Source organism: Pantoea sp. SIMBA_079 (assembly GCF_046940275.1).
Classification (GTDB): Bacteria; Pseudomonadota; Gammaproteobacteria; order Enterobacterales; family Enterobacteriaceae; genus Pantoea; species Pantoea borealis.
Genome location: NZ_JAWRYR010000001.1, coordinates 455,585 through 480,662, shown reverse-complemented (window position 1 = coordinate 480,662; position 25,078 = coordinate 455,585). Strand labels below are relative to the sequence as shown.

The 25,078-nt window shown below is 57.3% G+C and carries 24 protein-coding genes; 13 read left to right on the top strand and 11 right to left on the bottom strand.

What is annotated here, in order from left to right; genetic code table 11:
• Positions 1 to 31 precede the first annotated feature (31 nt).
• Both SB719_RS02350 and argS read left to right on the top strand, forming a co-directional pair.
• A complete protein-coding gene (locus tag SB719_RS02350; protein WP_255402039.1) occupies positions 32 to 154 on the top strand; it encodes a hypothetical protein in 123 nt (40 codons plus the stop codon).
• Between the two features lie 174 nt (positions 155 to 328).
• A complete protein-coding gene (argS, locus tag SB719_RS02345) occupies positions 329 to 2,059 on the top strand; it encodes an arginine--tRNA ligase (RefSeq protein WP_065649093.1) in 1,731 nt (576 codons plus the stop codon).
• Between the two features lie 46 nt (positions 2,060 to 2,105).
• Here the strand turns inward: argS and flhE are convergent, their stop codons facing one another.
• Genes flhE through flhB form a run of 3 tightly spaced genes read right to left on the bottom strand, consistent with a single transcriptional unit; the run spans position 2,106 to position 5,774 of the window.
• Positions 2,106 to 2,510, bottom strand: coding sequence for a flagellar protein FlhE (gene flhE, locus SB719_RS02340; RefSeq protein WP_412158854.1), 405 nt, complete (start codon positions 2,508 to 2,510; stop codon positions 2,106 to 2,108).
• Entirely contained in the window at positions 2,510 to 4,597 is a 2,088-nt protein-coding gene (gene flhA / locus SB719_RS02335) for a flagellar biosynthesis protein FlhA (protein ID WP_065649091.1), read from the bottom strand. The genes flhE and flhA overlap by 1 nt, the downstream gene beginning before the upstream one ends.
• The gene (flhB, locus tag SB719_RS02330; RefSeq protein WP_292972392.1) at positions 4,590 to 5,774 is read right to left on the bottom strand and encodes a flagellar biosynthesis protein FlhB; all 1,185 of its coding nucleotides are present in this window, start codon (positions 5,772 to 5,774) and stop codon (positions 4,590 to 4,592) included. Before flhB ends, flhA begins: the two co-directional genes overlap by 8 nt.
• A 561-nt stretch (positions 5,775 to 6,335) precedes the next feature.
• Here flhB and SB719_RS02325 point away from each other — a divergent pair.
• The 8 genes from SB719_RS02325 to SB719_RS02290 all read left to right on the top strand — a co-directional run bounded on the left by SB719_RS02325 (position 6,336) and on the right by SB719_RS02290 (position 15,336).
• Complete coding sequence (locus SB719_RS02325) at positions 6,336 to 6,827, top strand: SH3 domain-containing protein (RefSeq protein WP_206099908.1); 492 nt, start codon at positions 6,336 to 6,338, stop codon at positions 6,825 to 6,827.
• 85 nt (positions 6,828 to 6,912) lie between these two features.
• On the top strand, positions 6,913 to 8,127 hold the full coding sequence (icmH, locus tag SB719_RS02320) for a type IVB secretion system protein IcmH/DotU (RefSeq protein WP_304234813.1): 1,215 nt from the start codon (positions 6,913 to 6,915) through the stop codon (positions 8,125 to 8,127).
• A complete protein-coding gene (gene tssM, locus SB719_RS02315) occupies positions 8,127 to 10,241 on the top strand; it encodes a type VI secretion system membrane subunit TssM (protein WP_412158853.1) in 2,115 nt (704 codons plus the stop codon). The genes icmH and tssM overlap by 1 nt, the downstream gene beginning before the upstream one ends.
• Before the next feature lie 13 nt (positions 10,242 to 10,254).
• Positions 10,255 to 10,953 carry a type VI secretion system-associated protein TagF gene (gene tagF, locus SB719_RS02310; RefSeq protein ID WP_065649087.1) on the top strand — a complete coding sequence of 233 codons (699 nt, stop codon included), beginning with the start codon at positions 10,255 to 10,257 and terminating at the stop codon, positions 10,951 to 10,953.
• A gap of 33 nt (positions 10,954 to 10,986) precedes the next feature.
• Entirely contained in the window at positions 10,987 to 12,117 is a 1,131-nt protein-coding gene (gene tagH / locus SB719_RS02305) for a type VI secretion system-associated FHA domain protein TagH (RefSeq protein WP_065649086.1), read from the top strand.
• Positions 12,114 to 12,890 (top strand): PP2C family protein-serine/threonine phosphatase, encoded by a 777-nt coding sequence (locus tag SB719_RS02300; protein WP_065649085.1) that lies wholly within the window; start codon positions 12,114 to 12,116, stop codon positions 12,888 to 12,890. The genes tagH and SB719_RS02300 overlap by 4 nt, the downstream gene beginning before the upstream one ends.
• Before the next feature lie 15 nt (positions 12,891 to 12,905).
• Complete coding sequence (locus SB719_RS02295) at positions 12,906 to 13,856, top strand: hypothetical protein (protein ID WP_065649084.1); 951 nt, start codon at positions 12,906 to 12,908, stop codon at positions 13,854 to 13,856.
• 64 nt (positions 13,857 to 13,920) lie between these two features.
• Positions 13,921 to 15,336, top strand: a complete 1,416-nt coding sequence (locus SB719_RS02290; RefSeq protein WP_412158852.1) for a serine/threonine protein kinase — start codon at positions 13,921 to 13,923, stop codon at positions 15,334 to 15,336.
• On the opposite strand, the gene SB719_RS02285 is transcribed toward SB719_RS02290, so the two are convergent.
• Positions 15,333 to 16,007, bottom strand: coding sequence for a gamma-glutamylcyclotransferase (locus SB719_RS02285; RefSeq protein WP_167350684.1), 675 nt, complete (start codon positions 16,005 to 16,007; stop codon positions 15,333 to 15,335). The genes SB719_RS02290 and SB719_RS02285 overlap by 4 nt on opposite strands.
• Positions 16,008 to 16,237: 230 nt before the next feature.
• Positions 16,238 to 16,468, bottom strand: a complete 231-nt coding sequence (chaB, locus tag SB719_RS02280; RefSeq protein WP_065649082.1) for a putative cation transport regulator ChaB — start codon at positions 16,466 to 16,468, stop codon at positions 16,238 to 16,240.
• A 366-nt stretch (positions 16,469 to 16,834) separates the two neighbouring features.
• Between chaB and chaA the strand changes: the two genes are divergently transcribed.
• The gene (chaA, locus tag SB719_RS02275; protein WP_065649081.1) at positions 16,835 to 17,920 is read left to right on the top strand and encodes a sodium-potassium/proton antiporter ChaA; all 1,086 of its coding nucleotides are present in this window, start codon (positions 16,835 to 16,837) and stop codon (positions 17,918 to 17,920) included.
• 63 nt (positions 17,921 to 17,983) lie between these two features.
• Here chaA and kdsA read toward each other — a convergent pair whose 3' ends face one another.
• The 6 genes from kdsA to hemA are packed head-to-tail and all read right to left on the bottom strand — an operon-like array spanning position 17,984 to position 23,289.
• Complete coding sequence (gene kdsA / locus SB719_RS02270; RefSeq protein WP_065649080.1) at positions 17,984 to 18,838, bottom strand: 3-deoxy-8-phosphooctulonate synthase; 855 nt, start codon at positions 18,836 to 18,838, stop codon at positions 17,984 to 17,986.
• A 24-nt stretch (positions 18,839 to 18,862) separates the two neighbouring features.
• Positions 18,863 to 19,672 carry an invasion regulator SirB1 gene (sirB1, locus tag SB719_RS02265; protein ID WP_065649079.1) on the bottom strand — a complete coding sequence of 270 codons (810 nt, stop codon included), beginning with the start codon at positions 19,670 to 19,672 and terminating at the stop codon, positions 18,863 to 18,865.
• Positions 19,669 to 20,067, bottom strand: coding sequence for a SirB2 family protein (locus SB719_RS02260; protein ID WP_065649078.1), 399 nt, complete (start codon positions 20,065 to 20,067; stop codon positions 19,669 to 19,671). The genes sirB1 and SB719_RS02260 overlap by 4 nt, the downstream gene beginning before the upstream one ends.
• Before the next feature lie 11 nt (positions 20,068 to 20,078).
• Positions 20,079 to 20,909, bottom strand: coding sequence for a peptide chain release factor N(5)-glutamine methyltransferase (gene prmC, locus SB719_RS02255; RefSeq protein ID WP_412158851.1), 831 nt, complete (start codon positions 20,907 to 20,909; stop codon positions 20,079 to 20,081).
• On the bottom strand, positions 20,909 to 21,991 hold the full coding sequence (gene prfA / locus SB719_RS02250) for a peptide chain release factor 1 (RefSeq protein ID WP_065649076.1): 1,083 nt from the start codon (positions 21,989 to 21,991) through the stop codon (positions 20,909 to 20,911). Before prfA ends, prmC begins: the two co-directional genes overlap by 1 nt.
• Positions 21,992 to 22,032: 41 nt before the next feature.
• Positions 22,033 to 23,289 (bottom strand): glutamyl-tRNA reductase, encoded by a 1,257-nt coding sequence (hemA, locus tag SB719_RS02245; RefSeq protein ID WP_065649075.1) that lies wholly within the window; start codon positions 23,287 to 23,289, stop codon positions 22,033 to 22,035.
• 215 nt (positions 23,290 to 23,504) lie between these two features.
• Between hemA and lolB the strand changes: the two genes are divergently transcribed.
• Both lolB and ispE read left to right on the top strand, forming a co-directional pair.
• The gene (lolB, locus tag SB719_RS02240) at positions 23,505 to 24,131 is read left to right on the top strand and encodes a lipoprotein insertase outer membrane protein LolB (RefSeq protein WP_065649074.1); all 627 of its coding nucleotides are present in this window, start codon (positions 23,505 to 23,507) and stop codon (positions 24,129 to 24,131) included.
• Positions 24,128 to 24,985 carry a 4-(cytidine 5'-diphospho)-2-C-methyl-D-erythritol kinase gene (gene ispE, locus SB719_RS02235; protein WP_304234801.1) on the top strand — a complete coding sequence of 286 codons (858 nt, stop codon included), beginning with the start codon at positions 24,128 to 24,130 and terminating at the stop codon, positions 24,983 to 24,985. The genes lolB and ispE overlap by 4 nt, the downstream gene beginning before the upstream one ends.
• The last annotated feature ends 93 nt before the right edge of the window (positions 24,986 to 25,078 follow it).

Here is a 25,078-nt window from a genome sequence, read left to right as displayed (position 1 = left end):
TTTGAGTTTCTACCTAACAAGGAACGGCTCTATGTCTATGCTCATTGTTGTCGCGGTTCTCATTGCCTTAACGGGATTTGCAATTTCCCGCCACTGGAAGGTGCGTGAAGACAAAAGCGTTAAAAATCCTCGTCGTCACCCGCGCCGCCGTTAATCGGCGCGCGGTTTTGCTGTCAGCTGCCCGGTCCGGGCCGACTGCTGTTGCTGACGCATCCTAACATTTCACGTATACTTCCCCTCTCTTTTTTTCCGTCCCGACATGAGCGCGGGATGATGGTATCGGCTCGTCCTCTGCTGACGGGCCTTTTCAGCATATGAAGGTAACGCGGTGAATATTCAGGCTCTTCTTTCCGATAAAGTCAGTCAGGCGATGCGTGCAGCAGGAGCGCCCGACGATTGTGAACCGCTGGTTCGTCAGTCAGCTAAAGTCCAGTTTGGTGATTATCAGGCGAATGGCATCATGGGCGCGGCAAAACGGCTGGGTCAGGCACCGCGTCAGCTGGCTGAACAGGTGGTGAAGCATCTGGATCTGACCGGCATTGCCAGTCATACCGAGATCGCCGGGCCTGGCTTTATCAACATTTTCCTCGATCGTCAGTGGCTGGCACAGCAGGCAGCGCAGGCGTTGCAGCAGCCCGATCTTGGCGTCAGCAAGCCTGAACCGCAAACCATTGTGATTGACTATTCAGCACCCAACGTGGCGAAAGAGATGCATGTCGGCCACGTGCGCTCTACCATCATCGGCGATGCAGCGGTACGTACGCTGGAGTTCCTTGGTCATAATGTGATCCGGGCTAACCACGTAGGCGACTGGGGAACGCAGTTTGGTATGCTTATCGCCTATCTGGAAAAGCAGCAAAATGAAGACCACGCTGATATTGCTCTTGCCGATCTGGAAGCATTTTATCGCGAAGCGAAGCGTACCTATGATGAAGATGAGGCGTTCGCAGCGCGCGCGCGCAGCTATGTCGTCAAGCTGCAGGGCGGCGATGAGTATTGCCGCGCCATGTGGAAAAAGCTGGTTGATATCACCATGAGTCAGAATCAGCTGGTGTATGACCGCCTGAATGTCACTCTGACGCGTAACGATGTCATGGGTGAAAGCCTCTATAACGATATGCTGCCGGGAATTGTGGCTGACCTGCGTGAAAAGGGGCTGGCGGTCACCAGCGAAGGCGCTACTGTCGTTTTCCTTGATGAGTATAAGAACAAAGAAGGCGAGCCGATGGGCGTGATCATCCAGAAAAAGGATGGCGGCTACCTCTACACCACGACCGATATCGCCTGCGCAAAATATCGCTATGAAACGCTGCACGCCGATCGCGTGCTCTACTATATCGACTCACGTCAGCATCAGCATCTGCAGCAGGCGTGGACTATCGTGCGTAAAGCGGGCTACGTGCCGGCCTCGGTACCGCTTGAGCACCACGCATTTGGCATGATGCTGGGCAAAGATGGTCGTCCGTTCAAAACGCGCAGCGGCGGCACCATCAAGCTGGCCGATCTGCTGGATGAAGCCGTTGAACGTGCCCATACGCTGGTCAGCGCTAAAAACCCGGAGATGTCGCCGCAGGAACTGACCGATCTGGCAGAAATCGTGGGTATCGGTGCGGTCAAATATGCTGACCTCTCCAAGAGCCGTACCACAGATTACATCTTTGACTGGGATAACATGCTGGCCTTTGAGGGCAATACCGCGCCTTATATGCAGTATGCTTACACCCGCGTCCTGTCGGTGTTCCGTAAAGCGGGTCTGGATGCAGAGACCCTGAGCGGTGATATTACTCTGACAGATGAGCGCGAAGCACTGCTGGCCACGCGACTGCTTCAGTTTGAAGAGGTGATCACGCAGGTCGCGCGTGATGGTACACCGCATGTAATGTGTGCTTATCTGTATGACCTGGCCGGCCTCTTCTCAGGCTTCTATGAGCACTGCCCGATTCTGGCTGCCGAAGAGGCGTCCGTGCGTAACAGCCGCCTGCAGCTGGCGGCACTTACCGCGAAAACCCTGAAACAGGGTCTGGATACGCTGGGCATTAAAACCGTTGAACGGATGTAAGTCATACCGCCGATAAAAAAACCCGCCTTGTGCGGGTTTTTTATTATTACCGATAGTTTACGGTCACTTCACTGCTGAGTACCCGCAGGCCCGGTGGCAGTGATCCCTGCCCCTGAAAACCAAACGCCAGATAGAGCGGCTCTTCTGCCGGGATCAGCGCCAGGCCGCGCGTCGAGCCGCTGGCACCGTCCAGCTCCACGCAGCGCTGGCTGGCGCAGAGGCGTACCACCAGCCCGGAGGGTGCCGGCCGGCTGAGCTGATAACGCCAGCTGACCACAGCGATGTTGCCCGGTGCCGCAGAGGGCGCCTGCAGCGCAGGCGATAACAGCCAGCTGCCACGTGCGCCGAGCCCGGGACCGCTGACGCTGGCGCTCCAGGCACCGGTAGCGGCGATGCCTGCCAGCGGTGCGAACAGCAGCAGCGGCAACACTATCTGGTAGCAGCGACGCATTATTTGCCTCCAATTGTGGCGGTCATGCGGATCTGGCGATTGTCACTCAGCTCCAGATTGGAGAGCACGACCAGCTGCGGCAGATTACGCCGCAGGAAGCGCGCCAGCAGCGCACGCAGCGGATGGTTCACCAGCAGCACCGGTGGCGCACCGCTCATCTCCTGCTGCTGCAATGCCGCCTGTGCCTGCATCAGCAGACGATCCGCCAGCCCGGGCTCCAGGCCACCGCCGCCCTGCAGCGCCTGCAGCAGCAGACGCTCCAGCATGGCATCCAGACCGATAACCTGGACCTCACCGTTACCCGGGAACCACTGCTGGGTGATTGCCCGTCCCAGCGCCACGCGCACTACGCTGGTCAGCTCCTGCGGGTCGCTCTGCACCGGCGCGTGCTCCGCCAGCGTTTCAATGATGGTGCGCATATCCCTGATTGATACACGTTCGATTAACAGGTTCTGCAGCACTTTATGCAGCGTGGTCAGACTGATCACCCCCGGCACCAGATCTTCCGTCAGCTTCGGCATCTCCTGAGTAACGCGATCCAGCAGCTGCTGCGCCTCCTGCCGGCCAAACAGTTCGCTGGCGTACTGCCCAATCAGATGGTTAAGGTGCGTTGCCACAACGGTGCTGGCCTCGACCACGGTATAGCCCTGAATCTGCGCCTGCTCTTTCAGGGCGCTGTCGATCCAGATCGCTGCCAGGCCAAACGCCGGATCCACCGTAGGCTCGCCCGGCAGGCTGCCGGCTGCGGTACCGGGGTTAATCGCCATCCAGCGGCCCGGATAAGCGTCACCGCTGCCAATCTCCACCCCTTTCATCAGGATGCGATAACGCGCGGGTGGCAGCTCCATGTTGTCGCGGATGTGTACAACCGGCGGCAGAAAACCCACCTCCTGCGCCACTTTTTTACGGATACTGCGAATACGTCCCAGCAGTTCGCCATTCTGAGTATGATCAACCATTGGGATCAGGCGATAGCCTACTTCCATGCCCAGAGAATCCTCCAGCTGAACGTCAGTCCAGGAGGCTTCTACCGTGGCAGGCGTCTCCTGGGTTTTCATCAGGCTGGCCGATTCAGGCTGTTTTTTCGGCTGCATTTCACGACCGCGCAGCCACCAGGCAAGTCCGAGCAGCGCGCCGGTAAACAGCAGAAAGACAAAGTTCGGCATGCCGGGTACCAGACCAAGCAGGCCGATCACCCCGGCACTGAGCATCAGCACGCGCGGATTGTTAAACAGCTGCCCGACCATCTGCTCACCGACATCCTGGTCAGTGGCGACGCGGGTGACGATGACACCTGCTGCCGTCGAGATCACCAGCGCCGGGATCTGCGCCACCAGGCCATCACCGATGGTCAGCAGCGTATAGGTTTCGCCGGCGTGGCCAACATCCATTCCATGCTGCACAACGCCCACCAGCAGGCCGCCGATCACGTTAATCACCATGATCAGAATACCGGCGACGGCATCCCCGCGCACAAACTTACTGGCACCATCCATTGAGCCGTAGAAATCGGCCTCCTGGGTCACTTCAGAACGGCGGCGTTTTGCTTCATCTTCGCCAATCAGACCGGCGTTCAGATCGGCATCGATCGCCATCTGCTTGCCGGGCATCCCATCCAGTACAAAGCGGGCACCGACTTCAGCAATACGCCCGGCCCCTTTGGTGATAACCATGAAGTTAATGATAACCAGAATGATAAACACTACGATACCGATGGCAAAGTTACCCCCGACCAGGAAGTGGCCAAAGGCTTCTACAACGCGGCCCGCTGCATCAGCCCCGGTATGCCCTTCCAGCAGAATGATACGGGTGGAGGCGACGTTCAGCGCAAGGCGTAACAGCGTTGAGAACAGCAGTATGGTAGGGAACGCCGCAAACTCCAGCGTCCGCTGGGTGAACATCGCCACCAGCAGCACCATGATCGATAGCGCGATGTTAAAGGTAAACAGCAGATCGAGAATGAAGGCGGGCAGCGGTAGCACCATCATCGACAGGATCAACATTATCAGCACCGGTCCTGCCAGCACCTGCCATTGCGTCTCTTTAAAGCTGCCCGGTAAACGCAGCTTTTCGGCCAGATTAGCCATCGTCTCTGTTCTCTCCTGCAAAGTCCATCTCTGCCGGGACCGGCAGATGCTTAGGTTTGGTCGGGATCAGGCCGCCTTCGCGTTTCCAGCGCCGCAGCTGCCAGACCCAGGCCAGCACTTCCGCTACGGCGGCGTAAAGCGCACCGGGAATAAACTGGCCAATTTCAGTATGCCGGTAGAGCGCTCGCGCCAGCGGCGGCGCTTCGAGGATCGGCACGCGGTGCTCTTTTGCAACTTCACGGATGCGCAGCGCGATGTCGCCTGCGCCTTTCGCCACCACTTTCGGCGCGTTCATTTTGCCTTCCTGATACTGCAGCGCCACGGAGTAGTGCGTCGGGTTCGTCACAATCACATCCGCTTTTGGTACGTCGGCCATCATGCGCCGGCGGGCCGCCGCGCGCATCGCCTGGCGGATCCGCCCCTTCACGTGCGGATCGCCCTCATTCTGTTTGTGCTCATCGCGGATCTCCTGACGCGTCATGCGCAGCTTTTTGAAATAGCTGTAGAGCTGCCAGAACACATCAAAACCCACCATCGGAAACAGGCCCAGCATTACCAGCCCGCAGCTGGTGGCGACCATACTCAGGCCATGGTGTAGCGCGTTAACAGGTGATTCGCTAATCAGCCGCAGCATCTCCTGCCAGTGGCTCCAGAGATACCAGCCTGCGACGACGCCTACCAGCACCGCTTTGAGGATCGCCTTGACCAGTTCAGCTGCGCTCTGGCCGGAAAACAGACGTTTTATACCCGGCAGCGGATTGAGCTTTTTGAAATCGAGTTTGATCGACTTACCGCTGATATGGATGCCGCCCAGCGCCATGGGTGCCGCCATGGCAACAATAACCAGCCCGCCCATCAGCGGCAGCAGTGCAACCACCGCCTGCATGATCAGATTGCCGATATGCGCCACGATGATTTTGTCATCATTCACCATACCGTGATCAAAGCGAAAGCCGGTCGCCACCATGCGGGCGAGCTGCGTGGCCATATGGGAACCGCCAAGCCAGAGGATCATCAGCCCGGTCAGCAACATCAGTACCGATGTCAGTTCGCGCGATCGCGGGATTTGCCCCTCTTCCCGTGCTTTTTCAAGTCGGTGGGGGGTGGGCGATTCTGTTTTGTCCTCGCTGCTACTCTCTTCAGACACAGCACACCTCAGCTGGCAGAAATTCTGCATAGAGAATGACAAACTTGCTCAGGACTAAAGCGCGGATTAAACGACGAAATAACCTGCTTATTGCGTCATAAGTAAAATCGTTGCCGTGCCCTGCCTGTTTTCTCAGCAGAAATCACGGACAAAAGATGTGATGCTGTCGGGATTTTGACGCGCCGGATAGCCGCGGAAAATCTTAAAATGAGAATTTTCTGTTAATACATCACAGCGACAGTCTCGCCATAAAACATAAAATTATCTAATATTTTATCATCAACACGCGTTTACCTGAAAAGATTCTTCGCTGCCCGCCCTTCCCGATGCCGGATGAAGCGTAAAAGTCGCTTAACTGTCGCTGGCATCTGTCGACACGCTTTTCAGCTTCAGGCAAGATATTACGCCGCTAACACGCAATTTACCGCGATGCAATAGTTTGAATTCTCAAAAGTCTTAGGTAGACTGAGACACACGTTGTCCTGAAGAGATCTGGCTGTTTTTCGTGGTTTTTTCGCAACACACTGTGTTCATACTCGCCGGGTACGCCCACTGTTACTCTGCAATTAATCTGATGGAATGATAAGGATGATGGTGAAAAAAACGCTTATGCTTACGCTGCTGGCGACCCTGACGCTGGCCGGGTGCAAAACCCCGCCGCCAGCATTGACAGAGGATACGCTGGTAACCAGTACGGTTAACGGCGTTACCCTGACGCATCGTTATGCGGTTGCCGCGCCTGCAGAGTTCACCCCTGTCAACGCATCCTGGCGGGCACTCTATGCCGCTTCCGTTATGACCACCCCTGATTACGGTGGCAAAGTCGTGCGCTACCTTGATAACGCCCAGCGCTTTGAAGTGCTTGGCCGGGTAGAACATAACTGGCTGGCGATTGCTGAAGAACCAGAAGGCCAGCTGATAGGCTATATCCCCCCTAAAGCGGCCGTTGAGAGCAGCCGCTATGACGCCACGTTGCGCAGCGATCGCCCGCGTCCGCGTCGTGCTAAACAGGTGTGCGTGGCAGTAGGCGGTGCCAGCAAAGCGTGCCGCACCACTGATACCGCGACCTGGATCCTGGATTGAGTCAGCAATCTGGCGCATATTGGCGACAGTGGTGCCGCAGTTTATGGCAAAATAGCGCCGTCATTGCCAGGAAAAACGAGAATTAATGATGCAGGATCCCTTTGCCCGCGACGATATCAGCGCGGGCAACGATAACCTTTTGCTGAATGCCGCCGCCCCGGTGCTGAATGCTGTTGTCCGCATCCGGCAGGCTGCAACGCATGACGATCCGGCCGGATTACGCCAGCTGCTGATTGATGAGATCCGGCTGTTTGAACAGCGCTGCAAGCAGGCTGGTCTGCCGTTTGAGATGATCATCGGTGCGCGCTACTGTCTTTGCAGTGTGCTGGATGAAGCGGCAGCCCAGACGCCGTGGGGAACGCGCGGCGTCTGGTCAGGCAACGGCATGCTGGTGAGTTTCCATAATGAAAGCTGGGGAGGTGAAAAATTCTTTCAGCTTCTCTCCCGCGTTTCGCAAAGTCCGCAGCAGCATCTCTGGCTGCTGGAAGTGATCCACTACTGTCTGCTGCTGGGATATGAAGGTCGTTACCGCGGCAGCGAAAGCGGCCGTACGCAGTGTGAAGGTATTCGCAAACGTCTGGCGCAGCTGATCCACGACGCGCGTGCAGCGGAAAATATCACCGCAACGCCGCTGGTAGAGGTGCATCCGTTAGTTAACAGCCTGACGCGTCCGATGGTCCCGCTCTGGGCCTGTGCCACCGTAGCGGCGCTCATTGCCTGCATGGTCTACAGCATGCTCAACTGGCGGCTGGGCAATGCGGCTGAACCGCTGCTGCGCGATATCTATCAGACCCCTTTGCCGCAGATTATGCCCGGACGACGTCCCGCTTCACCGCAGGCGCTGCTCGACCTGCGCCAGCGTCTGAATGATGTGATTGCTGCCGGCCAGCTGGAAGTCAGCGATGGCGCTTTTGGCAGTAAAGTCATCATCCCCGCCGATAAACTTTTTGTTCCGGATGGCACCGTCGTCAACCCGGTTGGCCGTGCGCTGCTGGCGCACGTCGCCAGCGCAATGAAAAGCGTTAAGGGAACTGTTCTGGTCTCGGTCTATACCGACAACCGTGCTGTGGATGGCCGTTTTGCCTCTACCTATGAATTTTCGCTGGCCCGCGCGCGTGCTATTACGCAGCTGCTGGCGACGCAGCTGGCACCGGGGCAAAGTGTTAAAGCAGAAGGTCGCGGTGACAGTAACCCGCTGCTGCCTAACGACAGCAATGAAAACCGCGCCCGCAATCGCCGGGTGGAGATCACACTTTTTGCCGCACCGGAAGCGGCGGCAACCCCGGAGGGCAAACGCTGATGCGCACATCTGTTCGTCACCTGCTGACTCATCGCCTGCTCTGGAGCCTGATCGGTGTTACCGCCCTCAGCTGTCTGGTGTGGATGCTCGGCCCGCTGTGGGTCTGGGGTGAGACCCGCCCGCTGGAGCCGATCTTCTCACGACAGCTCGCCGTCGCCTTGCTCTGTTTCTGCTGGACGCTGTTTCAGCTTATTCCGGCAATATGGCGTGGCTGGTTCAACAGCAAGCTGCTGAATCGTCTGCAGAACATGAGTCAGGAAGAGCTCTCCGATCGCCACTCCACCGAACAGGTGCTGACACAGCGCTTCAGCGAAGCCGCGCTGCGTCTGAAACGAGCGCAGTTTGGTCGTCATCATCAAAAAAGCTGGCTGGCACGCTTTCAGAGCCACTACCTTTATGAGCTTCCGTGGTATCTGATTGTCGGCGCACCGGGCGCAGGTAAAACCACCGCGCTGTTAAACGCCGGCCTCTCTTTTCCGCTGACGGATACGCATGGCAATAGCGCAGTGCGTGGCGTAGGCGGAACCCGCCACTGCGACTGGTGGTTTACCGACAGCGCAGTACTGATCGATACCGCCGGGCGCTATGCGCTGCAGGAGAGCCAGCGCGCGCGCGACAGCGCCGAGTGGCAAAGCTTTATCAATCTGCTGAAGCGCTATCGCACGCGTCAGCCGATTAACGGCGTGATCCTGACCATCAGCGTGGCCGACCTGCTGACCGATACCGCAGAGGCGCGGCATGCGCAGGCCACGGCGCTGCGCTGTCGTATGGCTGAACTGCATCAGCAAACCGGTATCCATTTTCCGGTCTATATCATGGTAACTAAAACGGATCTGCTGAAGGGGTTTCTGAGCTTTCATGCAGGACTCAGTAAGCCGCAGCGGGATGCCATCTGGGGATTCACCTTTCCCTGGGAGCCAGGTAAACCTCACAAAGATGAGTGGCAGAGCAGCTTTACGGCGCGCTTCCGGCGGCTTGAGCAGCAGCTTAAGCAGCAGCTGGCAGAGCGCATGGCGGCCGAGCGCGATCTGACGCAGCGGGCTGATAGCTTTCTTTTTCCGCAGGAGTTTGGTTCACTTCACCCGCTCCTTAATGAGTATCTCGACGTTATCTTTTCCCGTCATGAGGATGATATTGCCTGGTCTGCGCGCGGGCTGTTTTTTACCAGCGGAACCCAGGAAGGCCTGCCGTTTGACCGCATCATGGGCGCCCTTAATCGCAAGCTGCAGCTGCCGCAAAGCGGCGACCACACTCTGGCAGCCTGGGACAGCGTCAACCGCAGTAACCCTATTCCGGGCAATAAAGGCCAGAGCTATTTTATCCGCGATTTGCTAAGCGAACTGGTGTTTCGCGAAAGCGGTCTTGCCGGCAGCAACCGCCACTGGGAATACCGCAACCGTCTGCTGCACCGGATAGGCTATGGTGCCCTGGCGGGCGCGCTGGTTCTGTTATGCGGCTTATGGCTTACCAGCTATGTGCAAAATCAGCGCTATCTTGAGCAGGTGGCCAGCCGTATTGCGCCTCTGACGCAGCAAAGTCAGCAGGTCATCCATCAGCCCGTCGAGAATATTTTTGATCTGCTACCCTTCTTAAATAACCTGGTGAAACTGCCGCTGTCCGATCGCTTTTCGCTGGATAATCCGCCGCTTACTATGCGCGCCGGACTCTATCGCGGCACGCAGGTGAGCGATGCGGCATGGGTGCTTTATCAAAATGCGCTTAAGTCTCTGCTGCTGCCACGGGTGGCACAGCAAATCACGCATTTGCTGCGCGACGATCCCGGCACCGACAACGCTTATAGCCGCAACGCGCTACGCGCCTATCAGATGCTTTATCAGCCGCGTAATTATGACGGCACGTTTCTGCGCAGCTGGCTGATCGAAAATCTGCAGCGCACGCTGCCGGCGGACGTCAGCGTGCGCGATCTGCAGCAGCTCGACTGGCATCTCAGTCAGTTGCTCGATCAGCAGATACAATCTTCACCCTATGCACGTGATAACGCGCTGATGATGCGCAAGCTTGCAGAAAACCTGAAACGTGCGGGTCAGGAGAGCAGCGTGCTGGCGACCGCGCCAGAGGCCTCTGCCGGGCAGCTGACCCGCTATAGTGAGTAACGGTGAGGTGATCATGGCGAACCACAGCGCGCCGGGCTGGTATGGCAAACTACCCGCTACCGGTGACTTTTTGCGGCAGCGTCTGAGTGAGGCCACTGTTTCTCCCTGGAGCCACTGGTTTCAGCAGGGATTAATTCACTGGCATCAGCAGGAGCACGCCAGCACGCAGCTCTTTTTACGCGCGCCGGTGTGGAACTTTGTTCTGCCGCTGTCGCCGCTGCGCCAGCAGGTGCAGATGGGCTGCCTGCTGCCCTCGTGCGATCGTGTGGGACGCGCCTGGCCGCTGCTGGCCCTGCGCACCTTTACGCTGAACGAGTGGCACCCGGCGCAGCTGACGATCTCCGGCGACTGGTTTCGTGAGCTGGGCGGGCTGCTCTGGTCAGCGGTGCGCGATCGCACCCTGCCGGAGAGCCTGGAAGCCCACATGCAGCAGCTTTCACCCTTACTGGTGCCGGACAATCAGCGCAGCGATATTATGGATGTCATCGGTTTTGCCGATCTTCCCTGCACCCTGAGCTGGCGGGAAGTAGCAGAACGGTTTGAACCACAGCAACATATCAGCTACTGGTGGAGCAATCGCAGTGACGGCTTTGCTCACGCCACCCATAAACACAGCGGCCCGCTGACCGCAGAGCTTTTTTCACTGTTATTTAACCCGGCGGCGGGTGCGCAGCCGGGGCGTAATGGCCTCTATCCACCCATGTTTGAATAAGCCGGCGCGTTTGCCTTATTAACGGGATGACTCATGCAATTTACCTTTGTGCAGTGCGATACGGATGTGCCCGCCAGAAGCGTCACCTTTATGCCGCCTGGCGGCACCATTGGCCGCAGTCAGGATAACGATCTGATACTGCCTGATGAAACGCGCGCCATCTCACGCCTGCAGGCGCTTATTCATCTTTCTGCCGAGGGTGAATGTCGTCTGACCGCACAGGGCAGCGTAACGGCGATTATGCTGAATGGTCAGGTCGTGCAGCGTGGTGCGCAGGCGCTGCTACAGCATGGCGATCGGCTGCAGATTGGTCAATACACGCTGGACATTACCGACCCCGCGCAGCAGCCTGCGGTGCAGAACGATCCGCTGTCGTTTTTTAGCGAGGATGCCACCGATCCGCTTGGTATGCAGCAGGAGGCCGTTCTGAGTGCTGAACTGATGCCGGAACCCCCTCTCACTGCACGTCAGGAGCGGCGGCCCGATCCGCGGCTGGCCATCGATCCTGCTTATGAGCGCGCACCGCAAACCGGCCTGCCTGCGGAAGCCGGAGAAGAGAAGCTCATCGCCGCTCTGCTGGAGGGAATGGGACTGAACAATGGTCATCAGACCGCTATCAGTGAAGAGCAGATGCGCGTTACCGGCCGCATGCTCAGCCTGTTTTCTCAGGGAACCGTTGCCCTGCTCTCCTCGCGTTCGATACTCAAACGCGGCGTGAAAGCTGACATGACTATGATTCTGAATGAAGCCAATAATCCGTTTAAGATCCTGCCCTCCGGTAAAACCGTGCTGATGCAGATGTATCAAAGCCAGATGCCGGGCTTTATGCCGCCTGAAGCCGCGGTGCGCGATGCACTGGTGGATTTACAGGCGCATCAGCTGGGCATGATCGCCGGTATCCGGGCGATCATTGCTGCCATGCTGCAATCTTTTAACCCGCAGCGGCTGGAAGATCGCGCACGCGAGGATGGCGCGCTGCCTAAAATCGCCTTCAGCAGCGGGCGCAAGGCTGCCCTGTGGGACGCTTTTACGCGGCACTATCAGCGCACTGCTGGCGAGATTGAAGATGATTTCCACACGCTCTTTGGCGAAGCCTTTCTCAATGCGTATGACATGGAAGTTAATCAGTACAAAGATTCACAGACGCGGACGGACGAGACATGAAAATGATGTTTGCCAGCCGCTGTCAGCAGGGCCGGCGTGATGAAAACCAGGATCGTACCGGTGCGCAGCTCGACGATGAGCACGCCTGTTTTCTGGTATGTGATGGCGTAGCGGGACTACCCGGCGGCGACTACGCAGCGCAGCTGGTGCGCGATACCCTGCTGAGCGCGTTGCAAAACAGCCACAGCTTTACGCCTGACACCACGCAGGCAGCTATCACCCTCTGCCAGCAAACGCTGGCAGCGGAGCAAGGGAAGAATCCGAAATTTTCCCGCATGAGCACCACGCTCGCAGCCCTGTTTATTGACCGTAAAAAACAGCGTGCATGGTGGGCGCATGCAGGCGACAGCCGGGTTTACCACTTCCGTCATGGCACGCTGTGTGAGGTAACCCGGGACCACAGTCTGGCCCGGCATCTGCAGGAAGCAGGCTATGAAAATTCCGGCATTAACAGTAATTTACTCTATAATGCGCTCGGCACTGAGCCGGTACGTCCGGTCACGTTCAGTGCCGCGATTGACCTCCAGGACGGGGATGCGTTTCTGGTCTGCACGGACGGCTTCTGGCTCAACCTGACCACGCAGGAGATGGAACAGGCGTTACGTATGGTTAACGCCTGTGAAGAGTGGCTGACGCTGATGGAACAGGCGGTAAATCGCAGCGAGAAGCGGGACAACCTCAGCGCGCTGGCGATCTGGATTGGCGAACCGCAGGATGCCACGCTGCTCTATTCCCAGGCTGATGCGGCGCGCTTTGTGCCGCCTCACTATTGATTTGCAAGGATCCCTATGAAAGTGTGGTTGTCGGGCGTTGCCGCCCTGCTGCTGGCCCAGAATGCACAGGCAGAAGATTATCGTGTGGTCTATTCGCCCAGTCTGGCGCTGGAAGTCTGGATCGACAATGTTGCCAGTAAAGCGCCCGACGACTGGTGCAAAGAGACGCTGCCGTTGCGTATTGTGTCCGGTAAAAGCAGCGACACGCGTATTCTTACCAGCTTTCTGCCCCGGGTAGGCACGCTGCTGGCAAACCAGTGCGGCACTCTCGATGAGCTGCCGTGGCAGATGACCACCAAAGAAGGCAGCGTGCTGGCTAACGGCAGCGCAGCAAAACTGCAGAACTGGCGTCCGATTATCCTGAATGACGCCACTGCCAGCGCCAGCAGCACGACTGCGGCACCGCTGGATCTCTCCCGACCGGCGGACAACACGCCGCTGCAGCACTTTGCGTTGCCCGGTGGCTGTCATTTCCGCACCTGGTGGGATGATAAAGGCGCTTCGCTGTTTATCCCTGATGCACCGGAACGGCGCTGCTCCACGGAAGGCTGGCTGGAAGGCGCAGCCAGCATGACGCTGCTGAGTAAAGGCGGGCCTGCGACGCTGCCGGTGGTCTTTTATCAGGGATACCCGGTTGCCGGTCTCGCGGCTGGCGCCAGACCGCTGGAGATAGTCGCGGTCAATAAACAGCGGATGATTGTAACCCGGCCGGATGCTGCCGGGAGCTGGCTGGTGTTGCCGTTTGATGCGCGGGAACATGTCTGGCGTTTTAGCGGTGCCCTGCTGATTCAGATGGATAAAAAAGCTGGCAGTGAAAGCAGCACGGTAAAAGCGCAGGTCGATCGTTTACGCGGCATCTGGTCGCCGCAGTTTATGCCACAGCAAAAAGTGACAGTGTTACTGATTGACACCCTGCATGCGGATCTCGCCGATCCGGCTATCGGTGCCTGGCGTAACATTAATTAATCAGCGATCGCTGCCTGCTGCCCTGCGGCAACAGGCACTACAGGATGTGTTCAGAGAACTCACTATGTCGGCAAACGAAAATCATATCCCTAATGCCCTGCCTGCGGGCTACCGGTTTAACGAGTTTGAAATCAGGGACGTCGTAGGCGGTGGCGGTTTTGGCATCGTCTACCGCGCCTGGGATCACCAGCTGGAACGGTTTATCGCCATCAAGGAGTATATGCCGCAGTCGCTGGCCGTACGCGCAGCAGACATGTCGCTGGAGCTGCGCGGTGAGCGCTTTCAGAAGTTGTTCAACGCCGGTCGTAACAGCTTTATTCAGGAAGCACGCCTGCTGGCACGCTTTAATCATCCGGGGCTGCTGCACGTGCTGCGCTTCTGGGAAGAGAATGGCACCGCCTATATGGGAACGCTGTTCTATAGCGGTATGACGCTGAAAGCGTGGCAGGCAAGTCAGTCTGACACTGTGGATGAAGTCTGGATCCGTCGCCTGCTTCCGCCGCTGTTTGGCGCAATCAATACAATCCATACCGCCGGCTATCTGCATCGCGATATCTCGCTGGATAATATACAGATTCAGGATAACCAGCTGCCGGTGCTGCTCGATTTTGGTTCAGCGCGCAAAGAGATCGGCAATCTGTCAGATGAAACCGAAATCATGCTTAAGCCAGGCTTTGCGCCGATTGAGCAATATAGTGAAGAGGGTGAGGTCGAACAGGGTCCCTGGACCGATATCTATGCGCTGGGCGCGGTATTGCATACGCTGATTACCGGACATGCGCCGCCGGTCAGCGTGGTGCGCTGCATCGAAGATAATTATCAGCCGCTTGCGGTAACCCGGCCTGAAGGCTATTCCCTGCCGCTGCTGCACGCCATCGACTGTGCGCTGGCGATGAAGCCTCAGGACCGTCCGCAGACCATCGACGCCTTCGCGCAGCTTATCGATCTGCCGGTGAGCGATGCCGAAGCGCTCAGCACGCCGCTGCCGGTGGTTGCCCTGCCCGCCGGGCTGCCGGAAACAGCTACAGAACCTGAGCCCCCGCTGGTGGCAATTAACCCCGCTGCCGCCGCTGCTGAACCGCTCACTGGCGGTGCAGCAGGCCGACGCGCGTCGCCGGGCATACTGGCGCTGGCTGCTGTGGCGCTGCTGGCGGTGGGTCTGGTTGTGTGGCAGACGGTGCGCCACGGTGAGACGCCACCTGTCGCGGCAGCGCCGGAAGCGGCTGCGCCGGCAGCGAAGGTAACGCCGGCGGCGGCGAGTGCGCCTGCCATTGCCACGATCTATCTGCAGCTGCAGGCAGGCGAAAGCGTCGTGCTGAATGGCGAAGTGCAGGATGTGAAAGCCGCCAGCAGCGGTTTTGCGTCACTCAATCTCGCTGCCGGCAGCTATCATCTTGAGGTGCGGCATGGTGACCAGGTGCGCAGCCAGGCACTGACGATTAAGCAGCCTGGTACCTGGCTCATCAACCCTGGTAATTAAGCCTGAGGCGCTGCACGCTGCTGCAGCGCCCTTACCTCAGCGGCAAGCCGCGTCAGTGCGGCTTCCTGCATGCCGCGTCTGACCAGCTCCTGCTCAAGCGAGAAAAGGTACTGCGCATTGGTTCCGAGTGGCCCGCTCGCCTGCGCAATCAGTGGTGCAATAGTACTGCGGCAGGAATCATCCTCATACAGCGGATGACGCGGATCCATGATAAAGACCAGCGCCGTAACGCAGCGGCCGTCTTCCAGCTGCAGCTCGCACCAGGTGGGCAGATAGCAGCCGGTGATCATCTCGCGCTTCCAGAGCAGCTCCAGTTCTTCATGCAGGCGCGCCTCTGGCAGACGAAAAGCCAGGCCGCTGGTGCTGCCGCCCTCTTTTAACGCCAGCATGCGTCCTGGTGCCGCCTCGGTGCCGCGTCCGGCGGTGAGCCGCAAACAGAACGCGCGATGCCACCCCTCCAGGCGTCCTGAAGCCACTTCCTCCGCGTCAAAAACCGGGTTCCACATCAGCGATCCATAGCCAAAGATCCATACCGGACTCTGGTCAGGCCGGCAGGCAAGCGTGGCAGAAAGCGAAGCGGCCCGCTTTTCGCAGCTCCACAGCAGCGCCTCATCAATATCACCAAACGATGTTTTGCAATCGGCTTTAAGTAAGAATTCCCGGGTTAACACTGCGATCTCCTCTACTGCACTGGCACCCTGCACGCCTGGATCCTGAACCGGTATCCTGAAAACGACGCGCGTCGGCTCAGTCAGAAACAGTAATGCATTCATTACTGTGGTTTCAAGATTGTCCTGACGCTTTTCACATAAAGAACTGTTTCAGATTATCGGCTGGCGGGAAGAAATAATGAGAGGATTAAAACAGGCGTGGTGCGGGCCGCTCTGGCCCGCATCAGCCACTACTTTTTCGGATGCCACTTATCGTCATCGCCTTTCGCATAATCATGCTTCACTGCAGCCCAGGCAACTTTGTGCGCGACCTCTTCCCGTGATGCATCGCCCCGGCGATCTTCTTTATCCTTATATTGATCCCAGGCATTGTTAAAGGCGTTCTGATAGATGGTTTGTGCATGAGCCGGCAGCACGTGACGCACGCTGTCTGGCAGTTCGCTGGTTGATGAGTAAGGCATATCTCCTCCGGTGTCAGGTATATCGTAAAGTCTGGAACAGATGCGCTGAAATGCAAACGCTATCTTTTGCCAGCGATCGTTAAAACAGTCTGCTTAAAGCCAATAACGGCCTCATATCACAGCTTTAAAGTGGATTTAGCAGCGCGATATTTGCTTATAGTGAATTTATATCTGCATGAATTTAAATATAAATACTGAAATAACTGTTTATTTAGTTCAATCAGATTAACTTAGCGCAAAAAGTAAAGTCGCGTAAAAAATCTGTTCAGCGAGTGATGAAAAGCTACACTGCGCCAGTGTGATTAATGCGTATAGTTAACAGGCAATGACGCCGGTTTTTAAACATTTTGCTAATGGGGATGGTGAATGGCTGGACATGAAAAAACCCGACACAGTGAGTTTTCGCTGATTCTTCCCGTTACTGCACTGACGGTGCTGAGCTTTTTTGGCAATCAGACAGCGCTGCTGCCGGTTATCGGCATCAACCTGCTGGCACTGGTGGCGATTCTGAGCAGCGCCTTTAGCGTTGTGCGCCATGCGGACGTGCTGGCGCACCGGCTGGGCGAACCCTACGGCTCGCTGATCCTGAGTCTTTCCGTGGTAATTCTTGAGGTAAGCCTTATCTCTGCGCTGATGGCAACGGGCGATGCCGCACCGGCGCTGATGCGCGATACGCTCTATTCCATCATTATGATTGTCACATCCGGACTCGTGGGCTGCGCGCTGCTGCTCGGTGGCAGAAAATTCGCTACTCAGTATGTCAATCTGGCTGGCGTTAAGCAGTATATGATTGCCATCTTTCCGCTCGCGATTCTGGTTCTGGTGTTCCCGAATGCCCTGCCAGGCGGCAACTTTACTACCGCGCAGGCACTGATTATCGCTGCTATCTCAGCCGCCATGTATGGCGTTTTCCTGCTGATTCAGACCAAAACGCATCAAAGCCTGTTTGTCTATGAGCACGAAGATGAGGGGGACGATCCGCACCACGGCAAACCCTCTGCGCACAGCTCGCTGTGGCACACGCTCTGGCTGATTGTTCATCTGATTGCGGTTATCAGCGTGACCAAAATGAATGCTAATCCGCTTGAACTGCTGCTGAAAGAGCTTAACGCACCGGAGCAGTTTACCGGCTTCCTCGTCGCGCTACTGATCCTGTCTCCGGAAGGGCTGGGCGCCATCAGAGCGGTGCTGACCAACCAGGTGCAGCGCGCCATGAACCTGTTTTTTGGTTCCGTGCTGGCGACGATTTCCCTTACCGTGCCAGCCGTCAGTATCATTGCCACGCTGACAGGACAGACGCTGATTTTTGGCCTGGAGCCCCCGCACATGGTGATGCTGATCGCCGTCCTGATCCTGTGTCACATTTCGTTCTCGACCGGGCGTACGAATGTGCTCAACGGTGCGGCGCACCTGGCGCTGTTCGCCGGTTATTTGCTGACGATCATGCTCTAATCTGATGCACAGTGAAAACAAAAAAGCACCCGTCAGGGTGCCTTTTTTGTTTGCCACAGGCTGTCAGCTGCTGGTATCCAGTGCCGGGAAGCTCTTGACCAGATCGTCAATCGCTTTCATCTGAGCCAGGAACGGCTCCAGCTTATCCAGCGGCAACGCGGAAGGACCGTCGCATTTCGCGCTGTTTGGCTCCGGGTGCGCCTCGATAAAGAGACCGGCAATACCAACGGCCATACCGGCACGAGCCAGCTCCGCTACCTGAGCACGACGACCCCCTGATGCGGCACCAAACGGATCGCGCGTCTGCAGCGCATGCGTCACGTCGAAAATGACCGGGCTGTTATTCGTGACTTTCTTCATTACGTTAAAGCCCAGCATATCCACAACCAGGTTGTCATAACCGAAGTTGCTGCCGCGATCGCACAGGATAACCTTATCATTACCGCCTTCCGCAAACTTATCCACGATGTTACCCATCTGGCCCGGACTGACAAACTGCGGTTTTTTAACGTTGATCACGGCGCCGGTTTTTGCCATTGCTTCGACCAGATCGGTCTGGCGAGCCAGAAATGCCGGCAGCTGAATAACATCAACCACATCGGCAACCGGCTGCGCCTGCCAGGATTCATGCACGTCGGTGATGATCTTCACGCCGAACGCCTGCTTCAGCTCCTGAAAAATCTTCATGCCCTCATCCAGACCCGGACCGCGATACGATTTAATCGAGGAGCGGTTCGCCTTGTCAAAAGAGGCTTTGAAGACATAAGGAATACCGAGTTTGTCGGTCACCGTCACATAGTGCTCACAGATGCGCATCGCCAGTTCGCGTGATTCCAGTACGTTCATCCCGCCAAACAGCACAAACGGCAGATCGTTTGCTACATCGATATCGCCAATTTTAACTACTTTCTCTGTCATGATCTTTCCTTATACCGGCAACGCTTAGTGTAGCGTGACCTGTTTCTGTTCGATTGCATGGATCTGTACTTTGATCATTTCACTCACCGGATCTTCCGGACACTGCTCAACAAAATAGGTTAAGTCCGTGAGCGCAATATGCTCGCACTCCAGCTGAGCGTAGATTAAGCCGCGATCGCGAATTTCATACGGGTCGTCAGGATCGATCTCCAGCAATACTTTACTGACGTTCAGCGCCAGCTCCATCTGCTTCTCTTCCATCAGCGCCGCTTTCAGCGTATCGAGCATTTTCCGCATCACGCTGAGCGTCTTGGCTTCATCGAGATCGTCGGTATAGAGTTTTGCCGTAGGACTGATATTTCCCTTCAGCCAGACCTCAAGCGTATGGGTATCCAGCGTTTCACCATTGAAGGGATTAATCAGCCACATTTCACCATCCAGCCAGTCTGCGCGCAGAATAAGCTGAGTCGGAAAAATAACCGGCATCAGCGGCAGTTCCAGCTGTTCGGCAATGTGCAGCAGGATTACCCCCAGCGACACCGCGGTGCCCTGACGGCTTTTCAGGACTTTATCGATCCAGAGCGCATCTGACAGGTTATAGACGCCGCTGGCGCCGCCAAAGCCCCATTCGCGATAGAACAGCTCCAGCAGCTTTTCCAGCCGCAGATCGGCATCCGCGGCGCTACTGATATAGTCGCGCGCCTCTTCCACCAGTTTTGACAGCTGCTGCTGAACTGAAGGGGCGGAAAAATCGTCGCGGATGGCGCAGGTTGCACCTATCACTGCTTCACTTAACGGTGTTTCATTAAAATCAAATTCTACTGATGAGGTCATACTATCCCCAAAATCGGCAGTTTGGTCATCGCCAGCTTGCCTGCAAACAGCAGAGCAACCAGCGCAAGCAGGCAGGCGAACCAGCGCGTGCTCAGCTTGCGCGGACGACGACTCAGTGCCACAAAACCCAAGGCGACGTAGATAATAACCGCTAACAGCTTCTCCGTCAGCCAGCTTCCTTGCGGTGTGAAGGGATAAAAGTGAGTAATTATCACCAGCAGCGCGCCGCTCAACAGTAAAAACGTGTCGCACAGATGCGGTACGATCCGCACCCAGCGCTGCTGCAGCAGGCCTGAAGCGGTAGTCAGCCAGTAAAAGCGCAGCAGAAACAGGCTGACGCTGATAATCACCATAAAAATATGAAACTGCTTAATCTGCGGATACCAGCCGGCCATCCTGTGTCCCTTTATGCATATTGTCCAAGCGTAACGCGCGGATTACCGCCATAGTCAGTGAGGGTGATTACCTGCTGATAGCCCTGTTCACACATCAGGGCGCGCACGTCGGCACCCTGCTGCCAGCCATGCTCCAGCAGCAGCCAGCCCTGCGGCTGCAGCCACGCCGGGGCGCTGCGGATAATAAAACGAATATCGGCCAGCCCGGCTTCATCGGCTACCAGCGCACTGCGCGGCTCAAAGCGCACGTCACCCTGCAGCAGATGGGTGTCATCCATATCAATATACGGTGGATTACTGGCGATCAGGTGGTAGCGGGTAGCAGGCAGGTCATTAAACCAGTGGCTGAGCTGAAAGCGGACGTTGATAAGGCCAAGCCGCGCCGCATTCTCCTGCGCCAGCGCAACGGCAGCGGGAATGCGATCGCAGCCGGTGATCTGCGCGTCAGGACGTTCACTGGCAAGGGCCAGCGCAATGGCACCCGTACCGGTCCCCAGGTCAAGCACCTCACAGGGCTGTGCGGGCAGACGCAGCAGCGCCTGCTCAACCAGCAGTTCAGTATCCGGACGCGGGATCAGCGTGGCGTCACTGACACGCAGCGGCAGTGACCAGAATTCACGCTCCCCCGTCAGGTGAGCTATCGGTTCACCCCGCTGACGGCGTGCCAGCAGCAACTCAAGCTGCGCGAGCTGATCGTCGCTCAGCAGATGCTCGTCAAAGGCCAGCAGCCAGCTGCGCGTTTTACCGGTAACGAAGCTGAGCAGGATCTCAGCGTCCCGCTTCGGACTTTCGCCTCCGCTCAGCGCTATCACAGCCAGCTGACGCCAGCGGCGAATTTCCATCAATCCTGTCCGGCCAGCGCGGCGAGCTGATCGGCCTGATACTCCTGCACGATCGGCTCGATTAGCGTATCCAGCTTGCCTTCCATTGTCTCATCCAGCCGGTAAAGCGTAAGGTTGATGCGGTGATCGGTCACACGCCCCTGCGGGAAGTTATAGGTGCGGATTCGATCTGAGCGATCGCCGCTGCCAAGCAGGTTGCGGCGGGTTGAAGCCTCGGCTGCATGCCGTTTTGCCATCTCAGCCGCGTGAATACGCGCGCCCAGTACCGCCAGCGCTTTGGCTTTGTTTTTATGCTGTGAACGCTCATCCTGACACTCAACCACGATGCCGGTTGGCAGGTGAGTGATACGGATAGCGGAGTCGGTGGTGTTGACGTGCTGACCACCTGCACCTGAGGAGCGGAAGGTATCGATTTTCAGATCGGACGGATTAATATCCGGCAGTTCCGCTTCCGGCAGCTCCGGCATAACGGCCACGGTGCAGGCCGAGGTGTGGATGCGCCCCTGTGATTCGGTTTCCGGCACGCGCTGAACGCGATGCCCGCCCGACTCAAACTTCATCCGCCCATATGCGCCCTCGCCCGTCACCCGCGCGATCACCTCTTTATAGCCGCCGTGCTCGCCTTCATTGGCGCTCATGATCTCCACCTGCCAGCGTCGTCCTTCAGCGTAACGGCTGTACATCCGGAAGAGATCGCCGGCAAAAATCGCCGCCTCGTCGCCGCCGGTTCCGGCACGTACCTCGATAAAGCAGGGGCGTTCATCATCCGGATCTTTGGGCAGCAGCAAGACCTGCAGCTGCTGCTCCAGTACCTCACGTTTGTCGCGTGCCAGCCTGAGTTCATCCTGCGCCATTTCGCGCATTTCCGGGTCCTCAAGCAGCATTTCAGCGGTATCCACATCCTCCTGCACCTGCTGCCAGTCGCGGAAGCAGCGGGTGACATCGCTCAGCTGGGCATATTCGCGTGACAGCGCGCGGAAACGTTCCTGATTGCCAATCACGCCGGCATCGCCCAGTAACGCTTCCACTTCTTCATGGCGTTCCTGTAACGCTTCCAGCTTGGCAATAATCGAGCTTTTCATCTAATTGTAGGTATCCCGGTGATAGGTCGTGACAGCGGAGATTACTCTAAACCGAGGCTGTCGCGTAAGATCTGCAGGCGTTCGCCATCGCCATCGCGGGCAGCCTGCTGAAGTGATTTGGTTGGTGCATGGATCAGACGGTTGGTGAGTTTATGTGCCAGCTCCTGCAGCACTTTTTCTGCATCGGCTCCCTGTCGCAGCGCAGCCAGCGCGCGCTCCTGCAGTTCAGCGCGTACCTGCTCTGCCTGCATGCGGTATTCACGGATGGACTCGCCGGCGCTTTGTGCACGCAGCCACGCCATAAACTCCCCGCTCTCCTGCACAACAATGCTTTCTGCCTGCAGGGCGGCTGCTTTACGCTGCGCCATATTCTGCTCAATGATCGCCTGCAGATCGTCCACGCTGTAAAGGTAGGCGTTAGGCAGCTTGCCCACTTCAGGTTCAACGTCGCGCGGTACAGCGATATCCACCAGCAGCATCGGCTGATTACGTCGCGCTTTCAGCGCACGCTCCACCATGCCTTTACCAATAATCGGCAGCTGGCTGGCGGTAGAAGAGATAATGATATCGGCGTCGGAAAGGCGGGTTTCAATTTCAGCCAGGCTGATAACTTCGGCACCCACTTCGTCAGCCAGCAGCTGAGCACGTTCACGGGTGCGGTTCGCGATCATCAGTTTTTTTACGCTGTGCTCGCGCAGATGGCGTGCTACCAGCTCAATGGTTTCACCTGCCCCTACCAGCAACACATTAACGGTGCTGAGCGACTCGAATATCTGCCGCGCCAGCGAACAGGCGGCGAAGGCAACAGAGACCGCGCTGGCGCCGATTTCAGTTTCGGTCCGCACGCGCTTGGCCACGGAGAACGTTTTCTGGAACATCCGCTCCAGCTCACTGGTCAGCGCACGATCGCGGGAGGAGTCGGCATGCGCCTTTTTCACCTGACCGAGAATTTGCGGTTCGCCCAGTACCAGCGAATCGAGCCCGCTGGCTACGCGCATCAGATGGCTGACCGCCGCGTTATCCTGGTGCCAGTAGAGACTGTTGCGCACATCCGCTTCCGGCAAATTGTGGTAATCACATAGCCAGCGTACCAGCTTCTCCTGCAAATCCGCCTGCTGCTCTACACTGAGGTAGAGTTCGGTGCGGTTACAGGTAGAAAGTACCACGCCGCTCTGTACCATTGGCTGCGACAGCAGGCTGTTCAGAGCCTGGTCAAGCGTATCCGGCGTAAACGACACGCGTTCACGCAGAGCGACAGGAGCAGTTTTGTGATTGATTCCGAGTGCCAGGAGCGTCATGTGATTGTGGCTGGGAAGTCCCATTGATTGTCTGGTTTTGTGAAGCGCATTCTACAAGATGCGGCAGATCATGAAAAGCCATACAAAGACTATGACAGTGATAAGATTAAACTGATCGTGCGCAATTTTCCGCTGGCCGGCATTGACGGTTATCAGGCGGGCAGTTAGCGTTATCGGTTACGAATTAAAAACGTGTCTGAGGAGATGACCACGTGATGCCATTGCCTACGCGCAAACTGTTGCGCCTTTTACCCCTTGCCAGCGTTCTGCTGGCGGCTTGCAGCATTAACAAACCGCAGCAGGGAGCAGGTCCCGCAACTACCGCGCCACAGTGGCAACAGCACCAGCAGCAGGTCGCCGGAATCAGCCATTATCAGACGCGCGGCGCTTTTGCTTACCTGTCCGATAAACAGAAAGTCTATGCCCGCTTCAACTGGCAGCAGACCGCGCCCGACCGCTATCGCCTGCTGCTGACCAACCCGCTGGGCAGCACCGAACTGCAGCTGGATGCCCAGGGCTCCGTGGTGCAGATTGTTGATAACAAAGGCAAGCGTTATACCAGTAATGATGCTGAGAAAATGATTTCGCAGCTTACCGGCATGGATATTCCGCTGGCCAACCTGCGGCAGTGGATGATGGGCCTGCCGGGCGACGCCACAGATTATCAGCTCAATAACAACTACCAGCTGAAAAGCCTGAGCTACAGCCGCAACGGCCAGCAGTGGCACGTGGCTATCGGCGACTACGACACAAAAGTCACACCCTCTCTGCCCGCTAACCTGGAGCTGACCGAGGGCGACCAGCGTATCAAACTGCGTATGGATAGCTGGACCCTGCAATGATGACCACCTGGCCCGCTCCGGCAAAACTTAATCTGTTTCTCTACATTACCGGCCGGCGCGCTGACGGCTACCATAATCTGCAAACGCTGTTTCAGTTTCTCGATGCGGGCGATACGCTGGACATTACCCCGGATCGCAGCGGGCATATCAGCCTGCTGACGCCGCTGCCAGGCGTGGCCGATGCTGATAATCTGATTGTGCGCGCGGCCCTGGCGTTAAAGCAGGCGGCGATGGCGAAAGGCACACTTGACGACCGCGCGGGCGCACAGATTGCGCTGGAAAAACAGCTGCCGATGGGTGGTGGGCTGGGCGGCGGCTCCTCTGATGCCGCCACGGTACTGGTGGCGCTGAACCATCTGTGGCAGTGCAGGCTGAGCACAGATGAACTGGCTGCGCTGGGCGTCACGCTGGGCGCCGATGTCCCGGTATTTGTGCGCGGCCACGCCGCGTTTGCCGAAGGCGTCGGGGAGCAGCTGCAGCCCGCTTCGCCGCCAGAAAAGTGGTATCTGGTCGCGCATCCGGGTGTGAGTATCGCCACGCCCGATATCTTCCGCGATCCCGATCTGACGCGCAATTCACCGATACGCACATTAGATGAACTGTTGAGCCTGCCTTTTCATAATGATTGTGAAGCTGTGGCAAGAAAACGTTTTCGTGAGGTTGATGCGCTGCTTTCCTGGCTGCTAGAATACGCGCCGTCGCGCCTGACCGGGACCGGCGCTTGCGTGTTTGCTGAATTTAACACCGAGTCCGACGCTCGTCAGGTGCTGGAGCTTGCCCCGAAATGGATTCGCGGATTTGTGGCGCGCGGGCTTAACCTCTCGCCGTTGCAGCAAACCCTTTCCGGGCTTTAAGCGTTTACGTGACCGTATTACCCGTTCCAGATACGGCACGTTGCGCATTAACACACCGTATGAACAGGCTCAAACATATTCGCCGGTTATGTT